General features: G+C 45.4%; 20 protein-coding genes. 17 read left to right on the top strand and 3 right to left on the bottom strand.

All coding sequences use genetic code 11. From position 1 onward, the window contains the following. Nucleotides 1-114: 114 nt before the first annotated feature. Nucleotides 115-255 carry a hypothetical protein gene (locus tag ACHBID_RS09895; RefSeq protein WP_161948257.1) on the bottom strand — a complete coding sequence of 47 codons (141 nt, stop codon included), beginning with the start codon at nucleotides 253-255 and terminating at the stop codon, nucleotides 115-117. Between the two features lie 89 nt (nucleotides 256-344). Here ACHBID_RS09895 and ACHBID_RS09890 point away from each other — a divergent pair, with 89 nt between their 5' ends. After that, nucleotides 345-863, top strand: a complete 519-nt coding sequence (locus tag ACHBID_RS09890) for a hypothetical protein (protein ID WP_105122408.1) — start codon at nucleotides 345-347, stop codon at nucleotides 861-863. Between the two features lie 47 nt (nucleotides 864-910). Here ACHBID_RS09890 and ACHBID_RS09885 read toward each other — a convergent pair whose 3' ends face one another. Next, a complete protein-coding gene (locus tag ACHBID_RS09885) occupies nucleotides 911-2,323 on the bottom strand; it encodes an SH3 domain-containing protein (protein WP_394732210.1) in 1,413 nt (470 codons plus the stop codon). A gap of 451 nt (nucleotides 2,324-2,774) precedes the next feature. Continuing rightward, a complete protein-coding gene (gene argS / locus ACHBID_RS09880) occupies nucleotides 2,775-4,463 on the bottom strand; it encodes an arginine--tRNA ligase (RefSeq protein ID WP_172079461.1) in 1,689 nt (562 codons plus the stop codon). 103 nt (nucleotides 4,464-4,566) lie between these two features. Here argS and argR point away from each other — a divergent pair, with 103 nt between their 5' ends. From argR to ACHBID_RS09800, 16 genes are all read left to right on the top strand, one after another. Continuing rightward, nucleotides 4,567-5,007 carry an arginine repressor gene (gene argR / locus ACHBID_RS09875; protein ID WP_105110242.1) on the top strand — a complete coding sequence of 147 codons (441 nt, stop codon included), beginning with the start codon at nucleotides 4,567-4,569 and terminating at the stop codon, nucleotides 5,005-5,007. A gap of 13 nt (nucleotides 5,008-5,020) precedes the next feature. Beyond that, complete coding sequence (gene mutS / locus ACHBID_RS09870; protein ID WP_394732211.1) at nucleotides 5,021-7,561, top strand: DNA mismatch repair protein MutS; 2,541 nt, start codon at nucleotides 5,021-5,023, stop codon at nucleotides 7,559-7,561. Nucleotides 7,562-7,598: 37 nt separating this feature from the next. After that, nucleotides 7,599-8,519, top strand: a complete 921-nt coding sequence (locus ACHBID_RS09865) for a magnesium transporter CorA family protein (protein WP_172009683.1) — start codon at nucleotides 7,599-7,601, stop codon at nucleotides 8,517-8,519. A gap of 148 nt (nucleotides 8,520-8,667) precedes the next feature. Beyond that, nucleotides 8,668-9,111, top strand: a complete 444-nt coding sequence (locus tag ACHBID_RS09860; RefSeq protein ID WP_105110239.1) for a LytTR family DNA-binding domain-containing protein — start codon at nucleotides 8,668-8,670, stop codon at nucleotides 9,109-9,111. Further along, entirely contained in the window at nucleotides 9,108-9,554 is a 447-nt protein-coding gene (locus ACHBID_RS09855) for a DUF3021 domain-containing protein (protein ID WP_105110238.1), read from the top strand. Before ACHBID_RS09860 ends, ACHBID_RS09855 begins: the two co-directional genes overlap by 4 nt. A gap of 44 nt (nucleotides 9,555-9,598) precedes the next feature. Next, the gene (locus ACHBID_RS09850; protein ID WP_161942998.1) at nucleotides 9,599-9,775 is read left to right on the top strand and encodes a hypothetical protein; all 177 of its coding nucleotides are present in this window, start codon (nucleotides 9,599-9,601) and stop codon (nucleotides 9,773-9,775) included. A 125-nt stretch (nucleotides 9,776-9,900) separates the two neighbouring features. Next, nucleotides 9,901-11,850, top strand: a complete 1,950-nt coding sequence (gene mutL, locus ACHBID_RS09845; protein WP_394732212.1) for a DNA mismatch repair endonuclease MutL — start codon at nucleotides 9,901-9,903, stop codon at nucleotides 11,848-11,850. A gap of 6 nt (nucleotides 11,851-11,856) precedes the next feature. Continuing rightward, a complete protein-coding gene (gene ruvA, locus ACHBID_RS09840) occupies nucleotides 11,857-12,447 on the top strand; it encodes a Holliday junction branch migration protein RuvA (RefSeq protein WP_172067769.1) in 591 nt (196 codons plus the stop codon). Between the two features lie 303 nt (nucleotides 12,448-12,750). Further along, nucleotides 12,751-13,086: a hypothetical protein gene (locus tag ACHBID_RS09835; protein ID WP_394732213.1), complete on the top strand. Its 336-nt coding sequence runs from the start codon at nucleotides 12,751-12,753 to the stop codon at nucleotides 13,084-13,086. After that, on the top strand, nucleotides 13,086-13,661 hold the full coding sequence (locus tag ACHBID_RS09830) for a DNA-3-methyladenine glycosylase I (protein ID WP_394734395.1): 576 nt from the start codon (nucleotides 13,086-13,088) through the stop codon (nucleotides 13,659-13,661). Before ACHBID_RS09835 ends, ACHBID_RS09830 begins: the two co-directional genes overlap by 1 nt. Before the next feature lie 69 nt (nucleotides 13,662-13,730). After that, entirely contained in the window at nucleotides 13,731-14,912 is a 1,182-nt protein-coding gene (locus ACHBID_RS09825) for a competence/damage-inducible protein A (protein WP_105122397.1), read from the top strand. A gap of 51 nt (nucleotides 14,913-14,963) precedes the next feature. Next, nucleotides 14,964-16,148, top strand: a complete 1,185-nt coding sequence (gene recA / locus ACHBID_RS09820; protein WP_394732215.1) for a recombinase RecA — start codon at nucleotides 14,964-14,966, stop codon at nucleotides 16,146-16,148. A 158-nt stretch (nucleotides 16,149-16,306) separates the two neighbouring features. Next, entirely contained in the window at nucleotides 16,307-16,705 is a 399-nt protein-coding gene (gene spx, locus ACHBID_RS09815; RefSeq protein WP_105111770.1) for a transcriptional regulator Spx, read from the top strand. A gap of 106 nt (nucleotides 16,706-16,811) precedes the next feature. Further along, complete coding sequence (locus tag ACHBID_RS09810; protein ID WP_105111771.1) at nucleotides 16,812-17,078, top strand: IreB family regulatory phosphoprotein; 267 nt, start codon at nucleotides 16,812-16,814, stop codon at nucleotides 17,076-17,078. Beyond that, complete coding sequence (gene ruvX / locus ACHBID_RS09805; RefSeq protein WP_105138617.1) at nucleotides 17,078-17,497, top strand: Holliday junction resolvase RuvX; 420 nt, start codon at nucleotides 17,078-17,080, stop codon at nucleotides 17,495-17,497. The genes ACHBID_RS09810 and ruvX overlap by 1 nt, the downstream gene beginning before the upstream one ends. Before the next feature lie 18 nt (nucleotides 17,498-17,515). Beyond that, on the top strand, nucleotides 17,516-17,833 hold the full coding sequence (locus ACHBID_RS09800; RefSeq protein ID WP_004195480.1) for a DUF1292 domain-containing protein: 318 nt from the start codon (nucleotides 17,516-17,518) through the stop codon (nucleotides 17,831-17,833). Nucleotides 17,834-17,957: the final 124 nt, after the last annotated feature.

The following is a 17,957-nucleotide window of genomic DNA, read 5'->3' as shown; positions in this document are numbered from 1 at the left end:
TTGTGTTTGTGGTGAACTACAAGTATAACACGGAGGTGTTTTCTTTTACCTACAAGGAACTTTCATTTGTCAACAGGTACCCTTGAACCTGTTTTGTTGGCTCAGCCAAGGCTCTCATTCGCCTTGGTAAACCAGCCTAACAGGTCCAAGCCTGTTAACAAACGAAACCAGAACAGACAGCTGAACCAGTTGAAACAGCTGTTTTTTGGCTAGGTTGGGGTGGCTAACTTCATTATAGAACTTTCGTTTTTTCATCTCAAAGCCCTCCTTTGTGATTATTATATCAAAATTATATTGACAAAACAAATATAAGCGTGTAATATAATGTAAAAAGGAGTATTCTTATGAAAAGACCAATTCATCTCTATATTTTTGTAGCTCTATCAGCTATTGCCAGTCTCTTGCGGGTCTACAATGCATTTTTCTCACATTATAATGAGGAAGCCATGCTTCAACTGGTGCAAAGTGCTCCAAGTATAGACGAAAACTTCCTCATCTATACCAAGGAGGCTATCGGTTTCCAAACAAATCTTATCAATAAGGTTCTGGCAGCGCTTTTGCTGTTGACCGTAGTAGCAACAATCGTCTTCCTCTTCATGAAAAAGAACGAGCAGGCCTCCTTTACCTATCTCGGTTATGTCTTTGGAGCCTTGTTATTTAACACCTACGCCTTTATTGGTGGTAAGGGCTTAGTCTCTATCTTCACGGATGCATTGACCCGCCAAGGAACATCTGCAACCTTGATGGGAGGCTATATTGTCAATATTGTCTTGTTTGTTATCTATTTTGGTGTGACTGTATTTTTCCATTTGCGTAAGCCCAAGGAAAAGCCAAATGCAGCAACCAATGCAACCGATATCTAATAATTAGAAAATGCACAGCTGATGTAGCGTGTGCATTTTTTTGTTGCTTAAGGTAGGGCAATGTAGCGACGAGTACCAGAATAGGATAAGTAGCTCAACCACTGCTTGCCTTCTGCCTGGACGATTCGGTCATAGTTGACGCTTTGACCGACGTTATAGTAGGCTAGAATTGAAGCTGATAAACTAGCTTGATTTCGAATGGCCAATCGGTTCTTGAAGGTATAGGTGCCCGACGAAGGTAGGGCCGGTGTGCTTGGGCTGGTTGGTGCAGGTTTTGGAGTAGGTGTGGTCGTAGTAGTAGCGGTTGTTGTCAATTTTTTAATCGGTATATAGCGACGATTTCCAGCAAAGCTGAGGTAGCTAATCCACTGGTAGCCGTCTGCTTCCAAGACACGGTCGTAGTTAACGCTTTGCCCTGCTTGATAGTTTGCCAAGGTTGGACTAGCTATTTTTGCCTCAGCCTTGATGGCGGTTTGGGCGGTGAAAGTGTAGGTTCCGCTTGGAGCTAGGTTGGTTGTTGAACTTGCAGGCTTGGTTGGTGTCGTCGAGACCGGTGTAGTGGTAGTCGCTCCAGAATAGCCGGTCAAGTCCTTGAAATGAATATAGCCGCTGACTGAATTTTTATGAATCCAGCGTTTATTGTAACTTTCATTATAGTTAAAATTATATTCTTCAATCTCTACCATATCACCATTGATAGCGGATACCCAGGCCACGTGCATGCTATTCCACCAAGCAACAGAGCCGATGGCAGGGTTCATGTCTACGCGGTAGCCTTCACGTTGGGCGCGGTAACCCCAAACATCGGCATTACCGTAAGCACGCGGTAGGGTAAAGCCGTTTGTAGTACTGAGGCGGAAGGCGACGAAGGATGTGCACTGGCGCGTGTACATTCCCCAAGGGTCGACCTGCCAGCCAATTTTATAGGGATAGTTGTCCCCAAGGGCTGCAGAAGTGGTTGTTGTGCTAGCTGTTCGCATTTGGTTACTTGGAGTGACCGCAGTGCGCGCGGTCCCAGTATTTGTCGTGGTATTGCTTGTCCCAGCTGTTTGCGGGATTGTTATGGTTCTGGCTTGGTTTTTGGAAATGGCAGAGCTACTGCTGGTAGTTGCAGGAGCTACTGCTTGTATCGTACTTGTATTTGTTTGTGGGGTAATCACTTCTTGTGGCTTGGAAATTATTCCTGCATCACTGGTCTTTGTAGCAGTCGTTTGCTGGCTGGCTTGGTTTGTATTGGTAGAAGATGTACTTGTTTCAGTACTTGTTTGACTTGCCTGACTCGTTTGAACTGGGCTACCTGCTTGTGCCGTAGAAGGATTGGTGGTAGAAGCTGTCGTACTAGCCGCAACCAGTTGGGCATTTAGCAGACTGACAGTTGCCAGCAGGACTGAGGCAGCACCGAAAGAATATTTTCGGATAGAAAAGCGTGATGCATGGTGTGTAAGTGATTGTTTTGTCATTCAGACTCCTTTTAAAAATTTTTTATGTGGAAGTTTCGGAGGCAGCCAATCATATTGTTCAGGATTGGGGGTTAGAACCTGTATTCACATCTCGGCATTTGAGCTAATTAAGGTAGCTTACTTGTGACTACAGTTTCTTAGTTCTTTATGAAATTTAGATTTATATTGAATGAACCTCACATTCAGATTCGTTGCATATACTCAATGAAAATCAAAAGTAGCCTAGGAAACGACGCCGAAGGTAGAACTGGAGTTCACCAAGGCAAGTTGACAACGGATAAGATGATTTTCGAAGAGTATTAATCTGGATATGACCTTCATTGAGCATTCGGAGTTGATTGACTGCTCCTCGCCTCCTCACTTACTCTGTTCGCAAGTCGGCTGGAATTTTTCCAAAAAAATTGGGAAAAATAAAAAATCCTTAACCAAAATGGTCAAGGATTGGGATGAATTACATTTTTTCAGGGGCTTGGACACCGAGAAGGCGGAGAGCCTCTTTGAGAACGACACCAGTTGCGTAGGCAAGGGCCAGACGGCTGTCACGTTCTGGGCTTTCGTCCAGGATACGTGTGTGGGCGTAGTATTTGTTGAAGGCTTGAGCCAGATTGATGGCGTATTTGGCAATCAAAGATGGGTCAAATTTGTCACCGGCACGTTCAACAACATTTGAGAAGTTTTGGATGTGCTTGATGATATCCCAGCTTTCTGCGTCAGCCAGCTTGTAGTCATTGTCAGCGCTTGGTGTAAAGTCAGCCTTGCGCAGGATAGACTGGATGCGGGCGTATGCGTATTGAACATAAGGACCAGTCTCGCCTTCGAAGGATACCATAGCCTCTAGGTCAAAGTCATAGCCGTTGTCGCGGTCGGTTTTGAGGTCGTAGAACTTAACAGCTCCGACACCGACTGCATGCGCCACCTCTTCCTTGTTTTCCAGGTCTGGATTTTTAGCTTCGATTTGAGAAAGGGCGCGTGAGATAGCCTCATCAAGCGTCGGCTCGAGCAGGATAATATTTCCCTTACGAGTAGACAATTTTTTCTTGTCTTTTGTCACCAAGCCGAAGGTGATATGTTTCATATCGTCGCTCCAGTTGAAACCCATTTCCTTGAGAACAGCTTTCAGTTGCTTGAAGTGGTTAATTTGCTCCTGACCAACGACGTAGATGTTTTTCACGAAGTCATAAGTGCGCTTGCGGTACATAGCTGTAGCCATGTCGCGGGTGATATAAAGTGTGGCACCGTCTGTTTTCATAATGAGGGCTGGTGGCAGGTTGTAGCTTTCCAAATCTACAATGCGGGCACCTTTAGACTCATGGAGCAGGCCTTTTTCTTCTAAGATTTGAATTCCTTCATCCATCTTGTCATTGTAGAAGGCTTCACCGTTGAAACTGTCGAAGGTAACACCTAGCTTGTCGTAGATGCGGTTAAATTCCACCAAACTTTCGTCGCGGAACCATTGCCACAATTCTTTTGCTTCAGGGTCGCCGTCTTCCAATTTTTTGAACCATTGGCGAGCTTCTTCGTCCAGTTCAGGTTTTTCTTCGGCCTCAGCATTGATACGGACATAGAGTTTGAGCAATTCAGAGATTGGGTCAGCTTCAACCGCTGCCTTGTCGCCCCAGAGTTTGTAAGCAACAATCAGCATACCGAACTGTTTGCCCCAGTCGCCCAGGTGGTTGATACGAATTGGCTTGTAGCCCAGTTTTGCATAGATATTTGCCAGAGCGTCCCCGATAACGGTCGAACGGAGGTGTCCAACAGAGAAGGGTTTTGCGATATTAGGGCTAGACATATCGATAGTGACATTGCGGTCTTGACCGATAGCTAGTTGACCGTAGTCTGCCTTTTCGGTGATGACCTGGGTCAGGACATCGTGCGAAATTGCGGCCTTGTCCAAGAAGAAGTTGACATAAGGACCAGTTGCCACGACTTTTTCAAAACCTGCAGTATCCAGCTTTTCAACAATGTCAGCTGCGATGGCTTGTGGTGCCTTGCGCTCAACCTTTGCTAGTGAGAAAGCTGGAAAGGCGATGTCACCCATTTCGGATGACTTTGGTTTTTCAAGCAGTGCATAAATGGCTTCAACTTCCAAGTTAGGAAGCACAGCAGCCAATTTTTCAGCAATCATTTGTTTATGATTCATACAAATCCCTCCAGGAGTTATTGATTCTATTTTAACATAATTCTAAGTCAATAGTTGTGAAAAATGATATAATATTTATAAATATACATTCAGAGGTAAGATGATGAACAAGCTAGAACGCCATGACTTGATCAAGTCTATGATTCGTCAAGAAAAAATAGGTCGTCAAACAGATATTCAAAGAGGCCTGGAAGAGCAGGGGGTTGTGGTAACGCAGACCACTCTTTCTAGGGATTTGCGAGAGCTGGGAGTTGTGAAAGTGTATGAGGGTGGACGATCCTATTATTCCATGACTGTCGAGGATGACCAGGTCCACTTTGTCCAATTGCTGGCCCAGTATGCCTACAAGGTCGAGCGCGCTAGTTTTATCTTGGTACTCCACTCAGACTTGGGTGAAGCAGCCTTGATGGCCAATATTATTGACGCGGAAAAGCCTGCGCCAATCTTGGGAACTATTGCAGGAGCTGATACCCTCTTAGTCATTTGCCGAGACGAGTCAGCGGCCCAGCAGGTAGAGGCAGAGATTAACTCTTATTTAGTATAGAATGTGAGAGACTATGGCAACAGAAAAAATTTCTCCAGGAATGCAGCAGTATCTGGATATTAAGGCGCAATATCCAGATGCTTTTTTGCTTTTCCGTATGGGAGACTTTTACGAGTTATTTTATGAAGATGCGGTCGAGGCGGCTCAGATTTTGGAGCTGTCTCTGACTAGTCGCAATAAGAATGCGGACAATCCTATTCCCATGGCCGGTGTGCCTTATCATGCAGCCCAGCAATATATTGATATGCTGGTGGAGCTGGGGCATAAGGTCGCCATTGCTGAGCAGATGGAGGATCCTAAGCAGGCTGTCGGTGTGGTCAAGCGTGAAGTAGTTCAGGTCATCACTCCGGGGACGGTGACGGATTCCTCGAAAATGGGAGCCGACAGCAATTTCTTGGTTGCCATTGAGCGTAGCGGGGCTCATTTTGCCCTGTCTTATATGGACGTGGCAACCGGACAATTTTTCGTGACTAGTTTGGATGATTTTGCTAGTCTCTGCGGAGAAATCCGTAATCTGCGGGCGCGTGAAGTGGTCATCGGCTTTACCCTTTCTGAAGAGGAAGAGCAGGTGTTTGCCAATCAGATGAATCTGCTCCTGTCTTTTGAGGATGAGGTTGCAGATGACGTTCATCTGATTGACCAATCCTTGACGGACTTGGAGAAGGCTGCAGCAGGGAAATTGCTGTCTTATTTGCATAGGACCCAGATGCGAGATTTGGCGCATTTGCAAAAGGTAGTCCACTATGAAATCAAGGATTATTTGCAGATGGATTATGCGACCAAGTCCAGTCTGGATTTGCTGGAAAATGGGCGGACTGGTAAAAAACATGGCAGTCTTTACTGGCTCATGGATGAGACCAAGACGGCTATGGGGATGCGGCTCTTGCGGACTTGGATTGACCGTCCTTTGATTGATCAGGGGCGAATTGAGGCGCGGCAGGCAGTTGTGCAGGTCTTTTTGGATTATTTCTTTGAGCGTAGCGACTTGATTGAGGCGCTGAAAGGGGTCTATGATATTGAGCGCTTGGCCAGCCGAGTATCCTTCGGGAAAACCTTGCCCAAGGATCTCTTGCAACTTTCTCAGACCTTGGGAAATGTGCCGGCTATCAAAAATATCCTGTCGCAGATGGGAGAGCCTGCTCTGGCTAGCTTGGTTCAGGGGTTGGATCCTATCCCAGAACTTCATGCGCTGATTAGCTCTGCTATTGACCCAGAGGCCAATGGACCGATTACCGATGGCAATATCATTAAGACGGGCTTTGATGAAAGGCTGGATCAGTATCGTCTGGTCATGCGTGAGGGTGCGGGCTGGATTGCGGAAATTGAGGCCAAGGAGCGGACGGCATCTGGTATAAATAATCTCAAGATTGATTACAATAAAAAAGATGGTTACTATTTTCACGTGACTAATTCCAACTTAAGTAATGTGCCAACACATTTTTTCCGTAAGGCGACGCTGAAAAATTCGGAGCGCTATGGGACGGAAGAATTATCCAAAATCGAAGGTCAGATGCTGGAGGCGCGTGACAAATCAGCCAATCTGGAGTACGAGATTTTTATGCGCATCCGTCAAGAAGTGGAGAAATACATCGGTCGCCTGCAGAAATTGGCTCGTACCATTGCGACTATTGATGTCCTGCAGTCTTTTGCGGTTGTGGCGGAGCAAGAGCGCTTGGTTTGTCCGACCTTTACGGAGCACCGCGAATTGACCATTGACCGAGGTCGTCATGCCGTAGTGGAAAAGGTTATGGGTAAGCAGACCTATATTCCCAACTCAATCCATCTGGATGCGGAAACTCACATGCAGCTGATTACGGGGCCCAACATGTCTGGTAAATCGACCTATATGCGCCAGCTGGCTATGATTGTTATCATGGCGCAGATGGGTTCCTATGTGCCGGCTGATCAGGCGGAATTGCCAATTTTTGATGCGATTTTCACTCGGATTGGTGCGGCGGATGATTTGGTTAGTGGGCAGTCGACTTTCATGGTAGAAATGATGGAGGCCAACAAGGCTGTGCGTTTGGCGACAGACTGCTCGCTCATTCTCTTTGACGAGTTGGGGCGTGGGACAGCGACTTACGACGGTATGGCTCTGGCCCAGTCCATTATTGAGTATATCCACGACAAGATTGGTGCTAAGACCTTATTTGCGACCCATTACCATGAATTGACCGAGCTAGGACAGACCTTGGAGCACTTGGAGAATGTCCATGTGTCGACCTTGGAGCAAAATGGTCAGGTGACCTTCCTTCACAAGATTGCGCCAGGTCCTGCCGACAAGTCTTACGGTATCCATGTAGCCAAAATCGCAGGCATGCCAGAGGACTTGCTCAAACGGGCGGATAGTATTTTGCAGCAGTTGGAAAATCATGCGCCGTCCAGTCAGCCTAGTCAGCCAAATCTAGTGAGTGAACCAGCCTTGGGGCAGTTGGATTTATTTGCAGAAATTAGCAGCCATCCTGTGTTGGATGAATTGCAGGCTCTGGACATCTACAATATGACCCCGATGGAAGTCATGATGGCGGTGGCAGAGCTGAAGAAAAAGTTGTGAAATGGGCGCCGGCAAGAAGAAATAATTGAGGTAAGGAATGAAAAAAATCACGACAACTCATTTTACATGGTTGGTGGCAGATGCGGGCGAGACAACAGATATTGATTTTTTGAAGGAAAATCTCCATTTGGATTCGGAAATCCTGTCCTACGTATTGGATAAAAATGAATTTGCGCGTTTGGAGTATGACAAACATAGTCAGGAGCTGTTGGTGATTTACAATGCCCTGCGTTCAAATTCTAAGTCAGATTTGACCTACCAGACAGCTCCGGTGTCTTTCTTTGTATCTGGCAATCAGTTGCTGACGATTTTTGGTGAGGATACCAATTATTTGCAGGCCAGTTTTGAACGAATATTGCATAGGCGACAGGATGCGACCATGCTAGAATTTGTTTTCACTGCCCTGTTTCTGATTTCAAAAGCCTATTTCCCAGTTCTGGAGAAATTGAACCGTAAAAGTTCGGAATTAAACAGGGTCTTGCGCGATGAGACGACCAAAAAATCTCTTTTGGAATTGTCAGATTTGGGAACTGGTCTAGTTTATCTGGCCTCTGCCAGCAAGCAAAATGCTTTGTTATTGGAACAATTGCAGGGGCAGACCTTTTACAAAAGCTTGTCGGAAGATGAACTGGAACAATTGGAAGATGCCCACATCGAGGCCCGTCAGCTGATGGAAATGACCAATCTATCAGCCCAAGTCATCGAGAAGTTGGAAGGCACCTACAATAATGTCCTTAACAACAATTTGAACGATACCATGAAAACCATGACCAAATTATCTATCCTTTTGGCCATCCCAGCCATTGTCACAGGATTTTTCGGTATGAACGTGGAACTTCCTAGTATTTTCATGAAAATCAGCCAGTCTTGGTTTTGGGTCATTATCCTCTCGGCAGGTCTGTGGGTAGTGATTGCACTCTTTCTCAATCGCATTATGCGCAAGGAGACTAGACGTTAAAATGATGTTAGTCAGAACAGTGGTTCTGGCTTTTTTGCCGTTTAGACGTTGAATTTGACCGAATGGCGACAGGCTATTGAAATTCGTCTGTTAATGGGTTTTAATAGTCCTAGAAGTTAGCTGGCTTTGAAAAAAGAAAGGAGAGTTTATGAAAGTGAAGGTTGCTATCTCGCCCGAAATCCTAGAAGATTTGGTTACGGTTGAAGCGAGAAAATTAACATCACAGATTAGTAGCTTGGTGGAAATGATTGAGACCTTTGGTAGGCAGGCGGAGCGTCTGACGGTCAAAAAAGGTGAGGAGGTTCACTTGTTGGAGTTGTCGGAGATTTACCGACTCTATTTGGAAAATAAAATATTGCAGATTGAGACGAGGGATGCAGTTTACCAGTCAGATTTGCGGCTTTATCAGGTCAAGGAAGTATTGTCATTGGATTTTCTACAGGTCTCTCAGTCAGAAATCATCAACTTGAAGCAATTGGGTCACTTAAAACAGACACCTAATGGCTTGGTCAAGTTAGTCATGAAAAATGGGGCGGGAACATATTCCTCTCGCCGTTATTTGAAAGTTATTAAAGAAAGGTTAGGATTATGAAAAAATATCTCTTATCGGCATCTTTGGGTGTTACCATTGGTAGTTTAATTTCAATTGTTATGGCAAGCTTCTTTGGCGAAGGTTACTATTTGCCAATTAATCCTCATTCGACCATGGGAGCCATTTATCTGGAGCGGTTTTCGCAGCCGCTGATTATGCTGATTTCGGTTGTTATTTGGGGGGCAATTGGTGTGCTCTTCCAAGCTGCGGACAAGATTTTTGAGCAAGATTGGAGCTTGGTTCGGATGATGGTGATGCATTTTCTGGTAACGGCAATCGGTTTTACACCGCTATCGATTTTAGCGGGATGGTTTCCAGTCAATCTTGCTGGACTGCTCTTTTTCTGGATGCTCTTTATCTTGATTTATGCCTTGATTTATTGGTTTAATATCCATCAGATGCGCCAACAAATTGAACGAATCAATCGTTCTTTGGATAAATAAGCAAAATTTGCTACAATGGATATAGGAATTAATAAAGAGTTTTCATGAAGACAATTCAACTTGTATTTTTTGGTTTTTTCTTATTGTTTAATTGTGGCTATATTCTTTATAATCTCATCACAGGCTTTGATTGGTCTCAAATTCTCTTGCCAGTTGCCTTTGCCCTGTTTAGCGGATGGGGATGTTACTCACTTTTTAAGGAGATGAAACAAGCCAAATAATCTCTTAGATGTAAAACATTCGTCTAAGGTTAGGGAATATCGTTCTCTTTTTATAAATTACCCGTTCTTTTTAGCTGATATAGAAGAAATCGATAGGATATTGTCTTTGTGCTATAATAAAAGATATGACAAATGAGAGAACTAAAACAAATCATATTATTGAATTGCCAGATATTCTAGCCAATCAGATTGCAGCCGGAGAGGTCATTGAGCGTCCGGCCAGTGTCGTTAAGGAGCTTTTGGAAAATTCCATCGATGCAGGCGCGACTCAGATTCAGATTGTGATTGAAGAAGCGGGGCTCAAGACCATTCAAATTACGGACAACGGCGAGGGCATTACGCATGATGAGGTGCGCTTGGCCCTTCGCCGTCATGCGACTAGCAAGATAAAAAATCAAGCGGACCTTTTTCGTATTCGGACCTTGGGTTTTCGTGGTGAGGCCCTGCCCTCTATCGCCTCTGTCAGCCAGATGGTGATTGAAACGGCCACTGCGGATCATCCTCACGGCATCTTGCTGGAGGCTAAGGGCGGGGTAGTTGAAAAAGAAGAACCTATCAGCCGTCCAGTCGGGACTCAGATGACGGTTTCGGATTTATTTTACAATACCCCTGCTCGGCTCAAATATGTCCGCAGCCAGCAGGCCGAATTATCTCACATTATCGACGTTGTCAACCGTCTCAGCCTAGCCCATCCAGAAATCAGCTTTACTCTGATAAATGAAGGTCGGGAATTGCTTGCCACTGCTGGAACAGGCAATCTCCGTCAGGCCATTTCTGGTGTCTACGGCATTGCATCGGCTAAGAAAATGGTTGAAATTGTTGCCGAGGACTTGGATTTTCAGGTGTCGGGCTATGTTTCCTTGCCCGAATTGACCCGGGCCAACCGCAACTACATCAGCATTTTCATCAATGGCCGCTACATCAAGAATTTCCTGCTTAACCGAGCGATTTTGGAAGGATATGGCAGTAAGCTCATGGTCGGACGTTTTCCACTGGCGGTGATTGCTATTGAGATTGACCCTTATCTGGCTGATGTCAATGTCCATCCGACCAAGCAGGAAGTCCGTATTTCCAAGGAAAAGGAGCTGATGCAGCTCATTCGTGAAGCCATTGCTCAAGCCCTCAAGGAGCAAGATTTGATTCCAGATGCTTTGGAAAATCTGGCCAAATCCAGCACGCGGACCAAGGTCAAGGCTGAGCAGACGACGTTACCGCTACGCGAGACCAATCTCTACTACGACACGGTCAAGCAAGATTTCTTCCTCAAGCCAGAGGTTGTGGCGGAGGAGATTGCGCCATTGGAAATGGCAGAGCAGTCGAGTCAGCCTGAGCCTAAGGCTGCAGCTATCAAATTTGCCCAGCGTTTGTCAGCAGACGAGCAGGATGTCGAGCATCCAGCCCTCAGTCAGAAAGAATTAGCCAAGTTGGCCAATCAGCTGGACCAAGAACAGACGTCGACCTTCCCAGAATTAGAATATTTTGGTCAGATGCACGGAACCTATCTCTTCGCTCAAGGTAAGGGCGGTCTCTATATCATCGACCAGCACGCTGCTCAGGAGCGGGTCAAGTACGAATACTACCGTGAGAAAATTGGCGAGGTGGACAATTCTGCCCAGCAACTGTTGGTACCCTACATTTTTGAATTTCCGCAAAATGATGCCCTGACCCTGTCCAATAAGTTGGATAGCCTGCGTCAGGTCGGCATCAATCTAGAAGAGTACGGTAGCAACCAATTCATCCTGCGGGAACATCCGATATGGATGCAGGAAGAGGAGATTGAGTCTGGGGTCTATGAGATGTGTGACATGTTGCTCTTGACCGACCAAGTTTCCATCAAGCAGTATCGGGCTGAGTTGGCTATTATGATGTCCTGCAAGCGGTCGATTAAGGCTAACCATGCCTTGGATGACTATTCGGCGCGTGACCTCATTCGCCAGCTGTCCCACACGAAAAATCCTTATAACTGTCCGCACGGTCGCCCAGTTTTAGTCAACTTCAGCAAGTCGGACATGGAAAAAATGTTCCGTCGCATTCAAGAAAATCACACCTCTTTACGAGAATTAGGAAAGTATTAGAAAATCATGTACGACTATATCAAAGGAAAACTTACGAAAATCACTGCTAAATACATCGTCATTGAAGTGGCGGGTATTGGCTACATTCTTCACGTGGCCAATCCTTACGCTTTTTCTGGCCATGTCAACCAAGAATTGACGGTGTACACCCATCAGGTTATCCGCGAAGATGCTCATCTGCTTTACGGTTTTCAATCCGAAAGTGAAAAAGCTGTCTTTCTCAGCCTGATTTCTGTGTCTGGTATCGGTCCGACAACAGCTCTGGCCATCATTGCCGTGGATGATAATGACGGGCTGGTTCGGGCCATTGAGCAGAAAAATATTACCTACCTGACCAAGTTTCCGAAAATTGGTAAAAAAACAGCCCAGCAAATGGTGCTGGACTTGGAAGGCAAGTTTGTTACGAGCGAAGAAACAGGTCCCGTCGAAACGTCGGCTCCGACCAGTGAAAACATCGCCCTCGATGAAGCAATGGAAGCAATGGAGGCACTCGGCTACCGACCGGCTGAACTCAAGAAAATCAAGAAATTCTTCGACGGGACGACCGATACTGCTGAGAATTACATCAAGTCCGCCCTCAAGATGTTGATGAAGTGAGGATAGTGATGAGATTAAATTTGATACATGCTGGGACTAGCCATAGACCAAATTATTCTTTGTCAGGGAAAGAATTTTCTATTGATTATCACTATATGCCTCATGAAGAGGTTGTCATCATAGGACGCATAGACCCCAATTACCACTTTTTTGAAGCTCGAGCATCTTTGAAAGACACGGAAAAAATATCGTCCATCTATAAGGCCTTGATGGCGGATCAACAGGACTATGTTCGCCTTGGGACACTCCATCATCTCGGCTATACCTATTCTGGTCGTCTGACAGCTTCTCTAATACCGAATTATGGATACATACACGGGTCTACAAATTAAGCAGAAAGATGAACATTCTGGCGGACATTTTGCTTATTTTTTACAAAGACACTATCGTGAACAAGTGAGAAAGGCGGAGCTACGCGATAGGAGTGGTTCGTATGTATCAATCCTGGAAAATTATCAAGCCTATCTAAAAACAGTTGATTATATGGCTTATGAGGGTAAGGTAGAACCTCTGAGGCAGATATTGGAGCAAGAGGCTTATGTGATTCTGTCTCAAAATGAAGAGCTCGTTCAAGCTTATAAAGCTTGTCTAGATTTGATAGGATCGCGCTATAATGCTTATCAGACTGCCATTCGTTAATGCTAGAAAGGAAAGATATGAACCGTTGTTCTTGGGTCAATCTCAACAATCCCCTCTATATAGCCTATCACGATCAAGAATGGGGGCGCCCTTTGCATGAGGAGCGGGCTCTCTTTGAATTGCTCTGTTTGGAGACCGATCAAGCAGGTCTGTCTTGGGAAATTGTGCTCAACAAGCGACAGGCTTTCAAGGCTGTCTTTCATGATTATGACTATTATGCGGTTGCTAGTATGACTGACCAGCAGCTGGATGCCCTGCTCGACAATCCAGCTATTGTTCGGCACAAGGCTAAGCTCTACGCGACCCGTGCCAATGCCCAAGCCTTTCTCAAGTTACAGGAAGAATGCGGCAGTTTTGACCATTATATCTGGTCTTGGCTAGCAGGTCGCCCACAGGTCAATTCGGTTGGTGACTACCGTCAAGTTCCTGCTAAAACCTCCCTTTCCGAGGCTATTTCCAAGGACTTGAAAAAACGAGGTTTTAAATTTGTCGGTCCTGTCTGTGTCTATTCTTTCCTACAAGCAGCCGGGCTCATTAACGACCATGAAAATACGTGTGACTGGAAAAATATCTAAAACCACCACCCAATTACGAACTAATAGATAGGCAGGTAACTGCATGCTATCAAAAGTAGAAGGAGGATTATGAAAGCAGAACTCATCGCCGTAGGCACTGAAATTTTGACCGGTCAGATTGTCAATACCAACGCGCAATTTCTATCTGAAAAATGTGCTGAATTGGGTATTGACGTCTATTTTCATACAGCAGTAGGCGATAATGAAAAGCGTCTTTTGTCGGTGTTGGAGATTGCCAGTAAGCGAAGTGATATGGTCATTCTCTGTGGCGGTTTGGGACCGACGGAGGACGATTTGACCAAGCAGACCCTGGCTCAGTTTTTAGGACGCGACTTGGTCTTTGACAAGAGGGCCGTGGACAAGCTGAACCGCTTTTTTGCCAGTCGTCCCGGTCGTATTCGCACACCCAATAATGAGCGTCAGGCTCAATTGGTGGCTGGTTCTATCCCCCTGCACAATCCCACAGGGCTGGCCGTAGGGAGTATGATTGAACAAGACGGCGTTACCTATATTGTCTTGCCAGGACCGCCTAGCGAACTCAAAGCCATGTTTGCCCAGAGTTTGCTGCCGCTGTTGACCCAATCCGAGCAACAACTCTATTCGCGGGTCTTGAGGTTCTTTGGTATCGGCGAGAGTCAGTTGGTTACTATCTTGGCAGACTTGATTGACCAACAGACGGACCCGACTCTAGCCCCTTATGCTAAAACAGGGGAAGTCACCCTGCGCCTGTCTACCAAGGCGACCAGTCAGGTAGAGGCAGATGCCAAACTAGCCCAGCTAGAAAAGACGATTCTGGAGCGAGATAATTTAGCAAAATACCTATATGCCTATGGTGAGGACAATAGTCTGGCTAAAACGGTTGCGGATTTGTTGGTTGACAAGCAGCAAACCTTGTCCATTTTGGAGCAGGGAACGGGAGGTCAGTTGCAAGCGGAATTGAGCGCAACCATGACAGACCAGATGTATTTTAGCGGGGGTCAGGTCAGAGGTCAGGGTCCAATCAGCTCGGACAGCTTGGTGACAGAAGCCAGTCAGTTGCGGAAGGAATTGGCGACAGATTTGACTCTGGCTGTTTCGGTGGCTGTCAAACCCCAATCGACTGTTGACAACGTCCTTGCCAAGGTCAGTCTGGTCTTGGTCAGCACCTCTGGGATTGTCCAAAAAGAAGTGGATTTAGGGGGGTATTCATGGCTCTATCTGCGTCAGTTAGCTTGCCTGCAGGCCTTAGACTTTGTACGAAATACTTTGTGAAATAGCAGAACTTTGCTATAATGGTTTGATTAGAAAAAGAGGAGAAAGAAATTGGCTAAGAAACCATCGAAAAAATTAGAAGAAATTACTAAAAAATATGGAGATGAGCGCAAAAAGGCTTTAGATGACGCTCTCAAGGCTATCGAAAAAGACTTTGGTAAGGGGGCAGTGATGCGCCTGGGTGAGCGTGCCGAGCAAAAGGTTCAGGTCATGAGCTCTGGTAGCTTGTCGATTGACATCGCTCTGGGCGCTGGTGGCTATCCGAAGGGGCGTATCGTCGAGATTTACGGTCCAGAATCATCTGGTAAGACGACGGTTGCCCTTCATGCGGTTGCCCAATGTCAAAAAGAAGGTGGCATTGCAGCCTTTATCGATGCCGAGCATGCTTTGGATCCTGCTTATGCAGCGGCTCTAGGCGTTAACATTGATGAATTGCTCTTGTCGCAGCCGGATTCTGGTGAACAGGGTTTGGAAATCGCTGGTAAATTGATTGACTCTGGTGCTGTTGATTTGGTCGTCGTCGACTCAGTTGCGGCTCTTGTACCGCGTGCGGAGATTGACGGTGACATCGGTGATAGCCACGTTGGTCTGCAGGCGCGTATGATGTCTCAGGCCATGCGCAAATTGGGTGCATCAATCAACAAAACCAAGACCATTGCTATTTTCATCAACCAACTTCGTGAAAAAGTGGGTGTCATGTTTGGTAACCCAGAAACCACGCCGGGTGGTCGTGCCTTGAAGTTCTATGCCTCTGTTCGTTTGGACGTTCGTGGCAATACGCAAATCAAGGGTACGGGTGAGCAGAAAGACCAGAACGTTGGTAAGGAAACCAAGGTCAAGGTCGTGAAAAACAAGGTCGCTCCGCCATTTAAAGAAGTCGTCGTGGAAATCATATATGGAGAAGGGATTTCGCAGACGGGCGAGTTGATTCAAATCGGTAGTGACTTGGGTATCATCAAAAAAGCAGGTGCTTGGTATTCTTACAACGATGAGAAAATCGGTCAAGGTTCGGAAAATGCTAAGAAGTTCTTGGCTGAAAATCCAGAAATTTTTGCAGAAATCGACCGCAAAATCCGTATTCACTACGGTTTGATTGAAGATGATAACGCACCAGCTGAAACGGCTGATGCAAAGGCGGAAGCTACTGAAGAAGTTCCTGCTACTGAAACAGAAACCAATGTAGAATTGGAAGAAGTAGTACTTGACCTCGATGGCGGCATCGAATTAGAAGAATAATTCCGAAAAAGTCTAGTCTAGCTAGGCTTTTTCTCATAAAAACCGAATTTTCCCCCTTAAATTTAAAGTTTTTTTGCAAAATAGGTCTGCAGACTGAGGGATTTTGTGGTATAATGGTTTATAATGTGTTTACGAAGATGTAGCAAAGGAGTGACTACATGATTAAAATTTATACTGTATCTAGTTGTACCTCTTGTAAAAAAGCCAAAAATTGGTTAAATGCTCACCAACTTTCATACAACGAGCATAACCTTGCAAAAGAAGCCATTACTAAGGAAGAAATTATGAATATTTTGACCAAGACAGAGAATGGTATTGCAAGTATTGTTTCTTCAAAAAACCGTTATGCTAAGAGCTTGGACTTCGATATTGAGGATTTAAGCGTTAATGAGGTTATTGATTTAATTACCTCAAATCCTCGGATTTTGAAAAGCCCGATTCTGATTGATGAGAAACGTCTTCAGGTAGGCTATAAGGAAGATGACATTCGTGCCTTCCTGCCACGCTCAGTGCGTAATGTAGAAAATGCTCAAGCTCGGATGAGAGCAGCCCTATAAAGTAGATGAAAGAACTCTAGCTCTAGGGTTCTTTTATGCTATATCATTGAGTTTAGGGGCTATATGTGGTATAATAGACTATAAGATAAGGAAAGAAGGTGTAAGTATGGGATTCACAGAAGAAACTGTCCGTTTTCGTCTGGACGATACAGATAAGCAAGAAATCAGCAAAACGCTGACCAGTGTTTATCGGTCGCTTGACGAGAAAGGCTACAATCCAATCAATCAGATTATCGGCTATGTCTTGAGTGGGGACCCTGCTTATATCCCTCGCTACAATGATGCCCGTAATCAGATTCGTAAACATGAGCGCGACGAAATCATTGAAGAATTGGTACGCTACTACTTGAAAGGGAATGGGATTGACCTCTAATGAGAATTATGGGATTAGATGTCGGTTCAAAAACCGTCGGTGTAGCCATTTCGGATCCCTTGGGTTTTACGGCCCAGGGTTTAGAAATTATTCCTATAAATGAAGAAAAAGGTGAGTTCGGTTTTGAAAGGCTGAGCGAACTTGTTTCCCAGTATAAGGTGGACAAGTTTGTTGTTGGCCTACCCAAGAACATGAATAATACTAGCGGTCCGCGCGTTGAGGCCAGTCAAGCCTACGGTGATTTATTGGTGGAACAGTACGGACTGCCTGTTGATTACCAGGATGAGCGCTTGACCACTGTAGCGGCTGAACGTATGTTGATTGAGCAGGCAGACATTAGCCGCGGCAAGCGCAAAAAAGTGATTGATAAATTGGCAGCCCAGCTGATTTTGCAAAATTATTTAGATAGAACATTTTAAAATATAAAGGAGATAAACATGGCACATCATCACGACCATGAACATGACCACAACCACGACGAGCGTGAATTGATTACTTTGGTAGACGACCAAGGTAATGAAACCTTGTTTGAAATTTTATTGACAATTGACGGTCAAGAAGAATTTGGTAAAAACTACGTTCTCTTAATTCCTGCAAGTGCAGAGGAAGATGAGAACGGTGAGGTGGAAATCCAAGCCTACTCGTATATCGAAAACGAGAACGGCACAGAAGGCGATTTGCAACCAATCCCAGAAGATGCAACAGCAGAATGGGATATGATTGAAGAAGTCTTCAACAGCTTTATGGAGGAATAAAAAGGTCCGGGGGACCTTTTTATCAGGTCCGGGGGACCTTTTTATCAGGTCCGGGGGACCTTTTTATCAGGTCCGGGGGACCTTTTTATCTTTTGCTTGAAAACAGGAGGGCAAAACTAGGTCC

The organism is Streptococcus sp. A25 (assembly GCF_043674095.1).
GTDB classification, from domain to species: Bacteria; Bacillota; Bacilli; order Lactobacillales; family Streptococcaceae; genus Streptococcus; species Streptococcus suis_V.
Note: the sequence above shows the minus strand (reverse complement) of the source record. Positions and strands in the feature narration are given on the sequence as shown.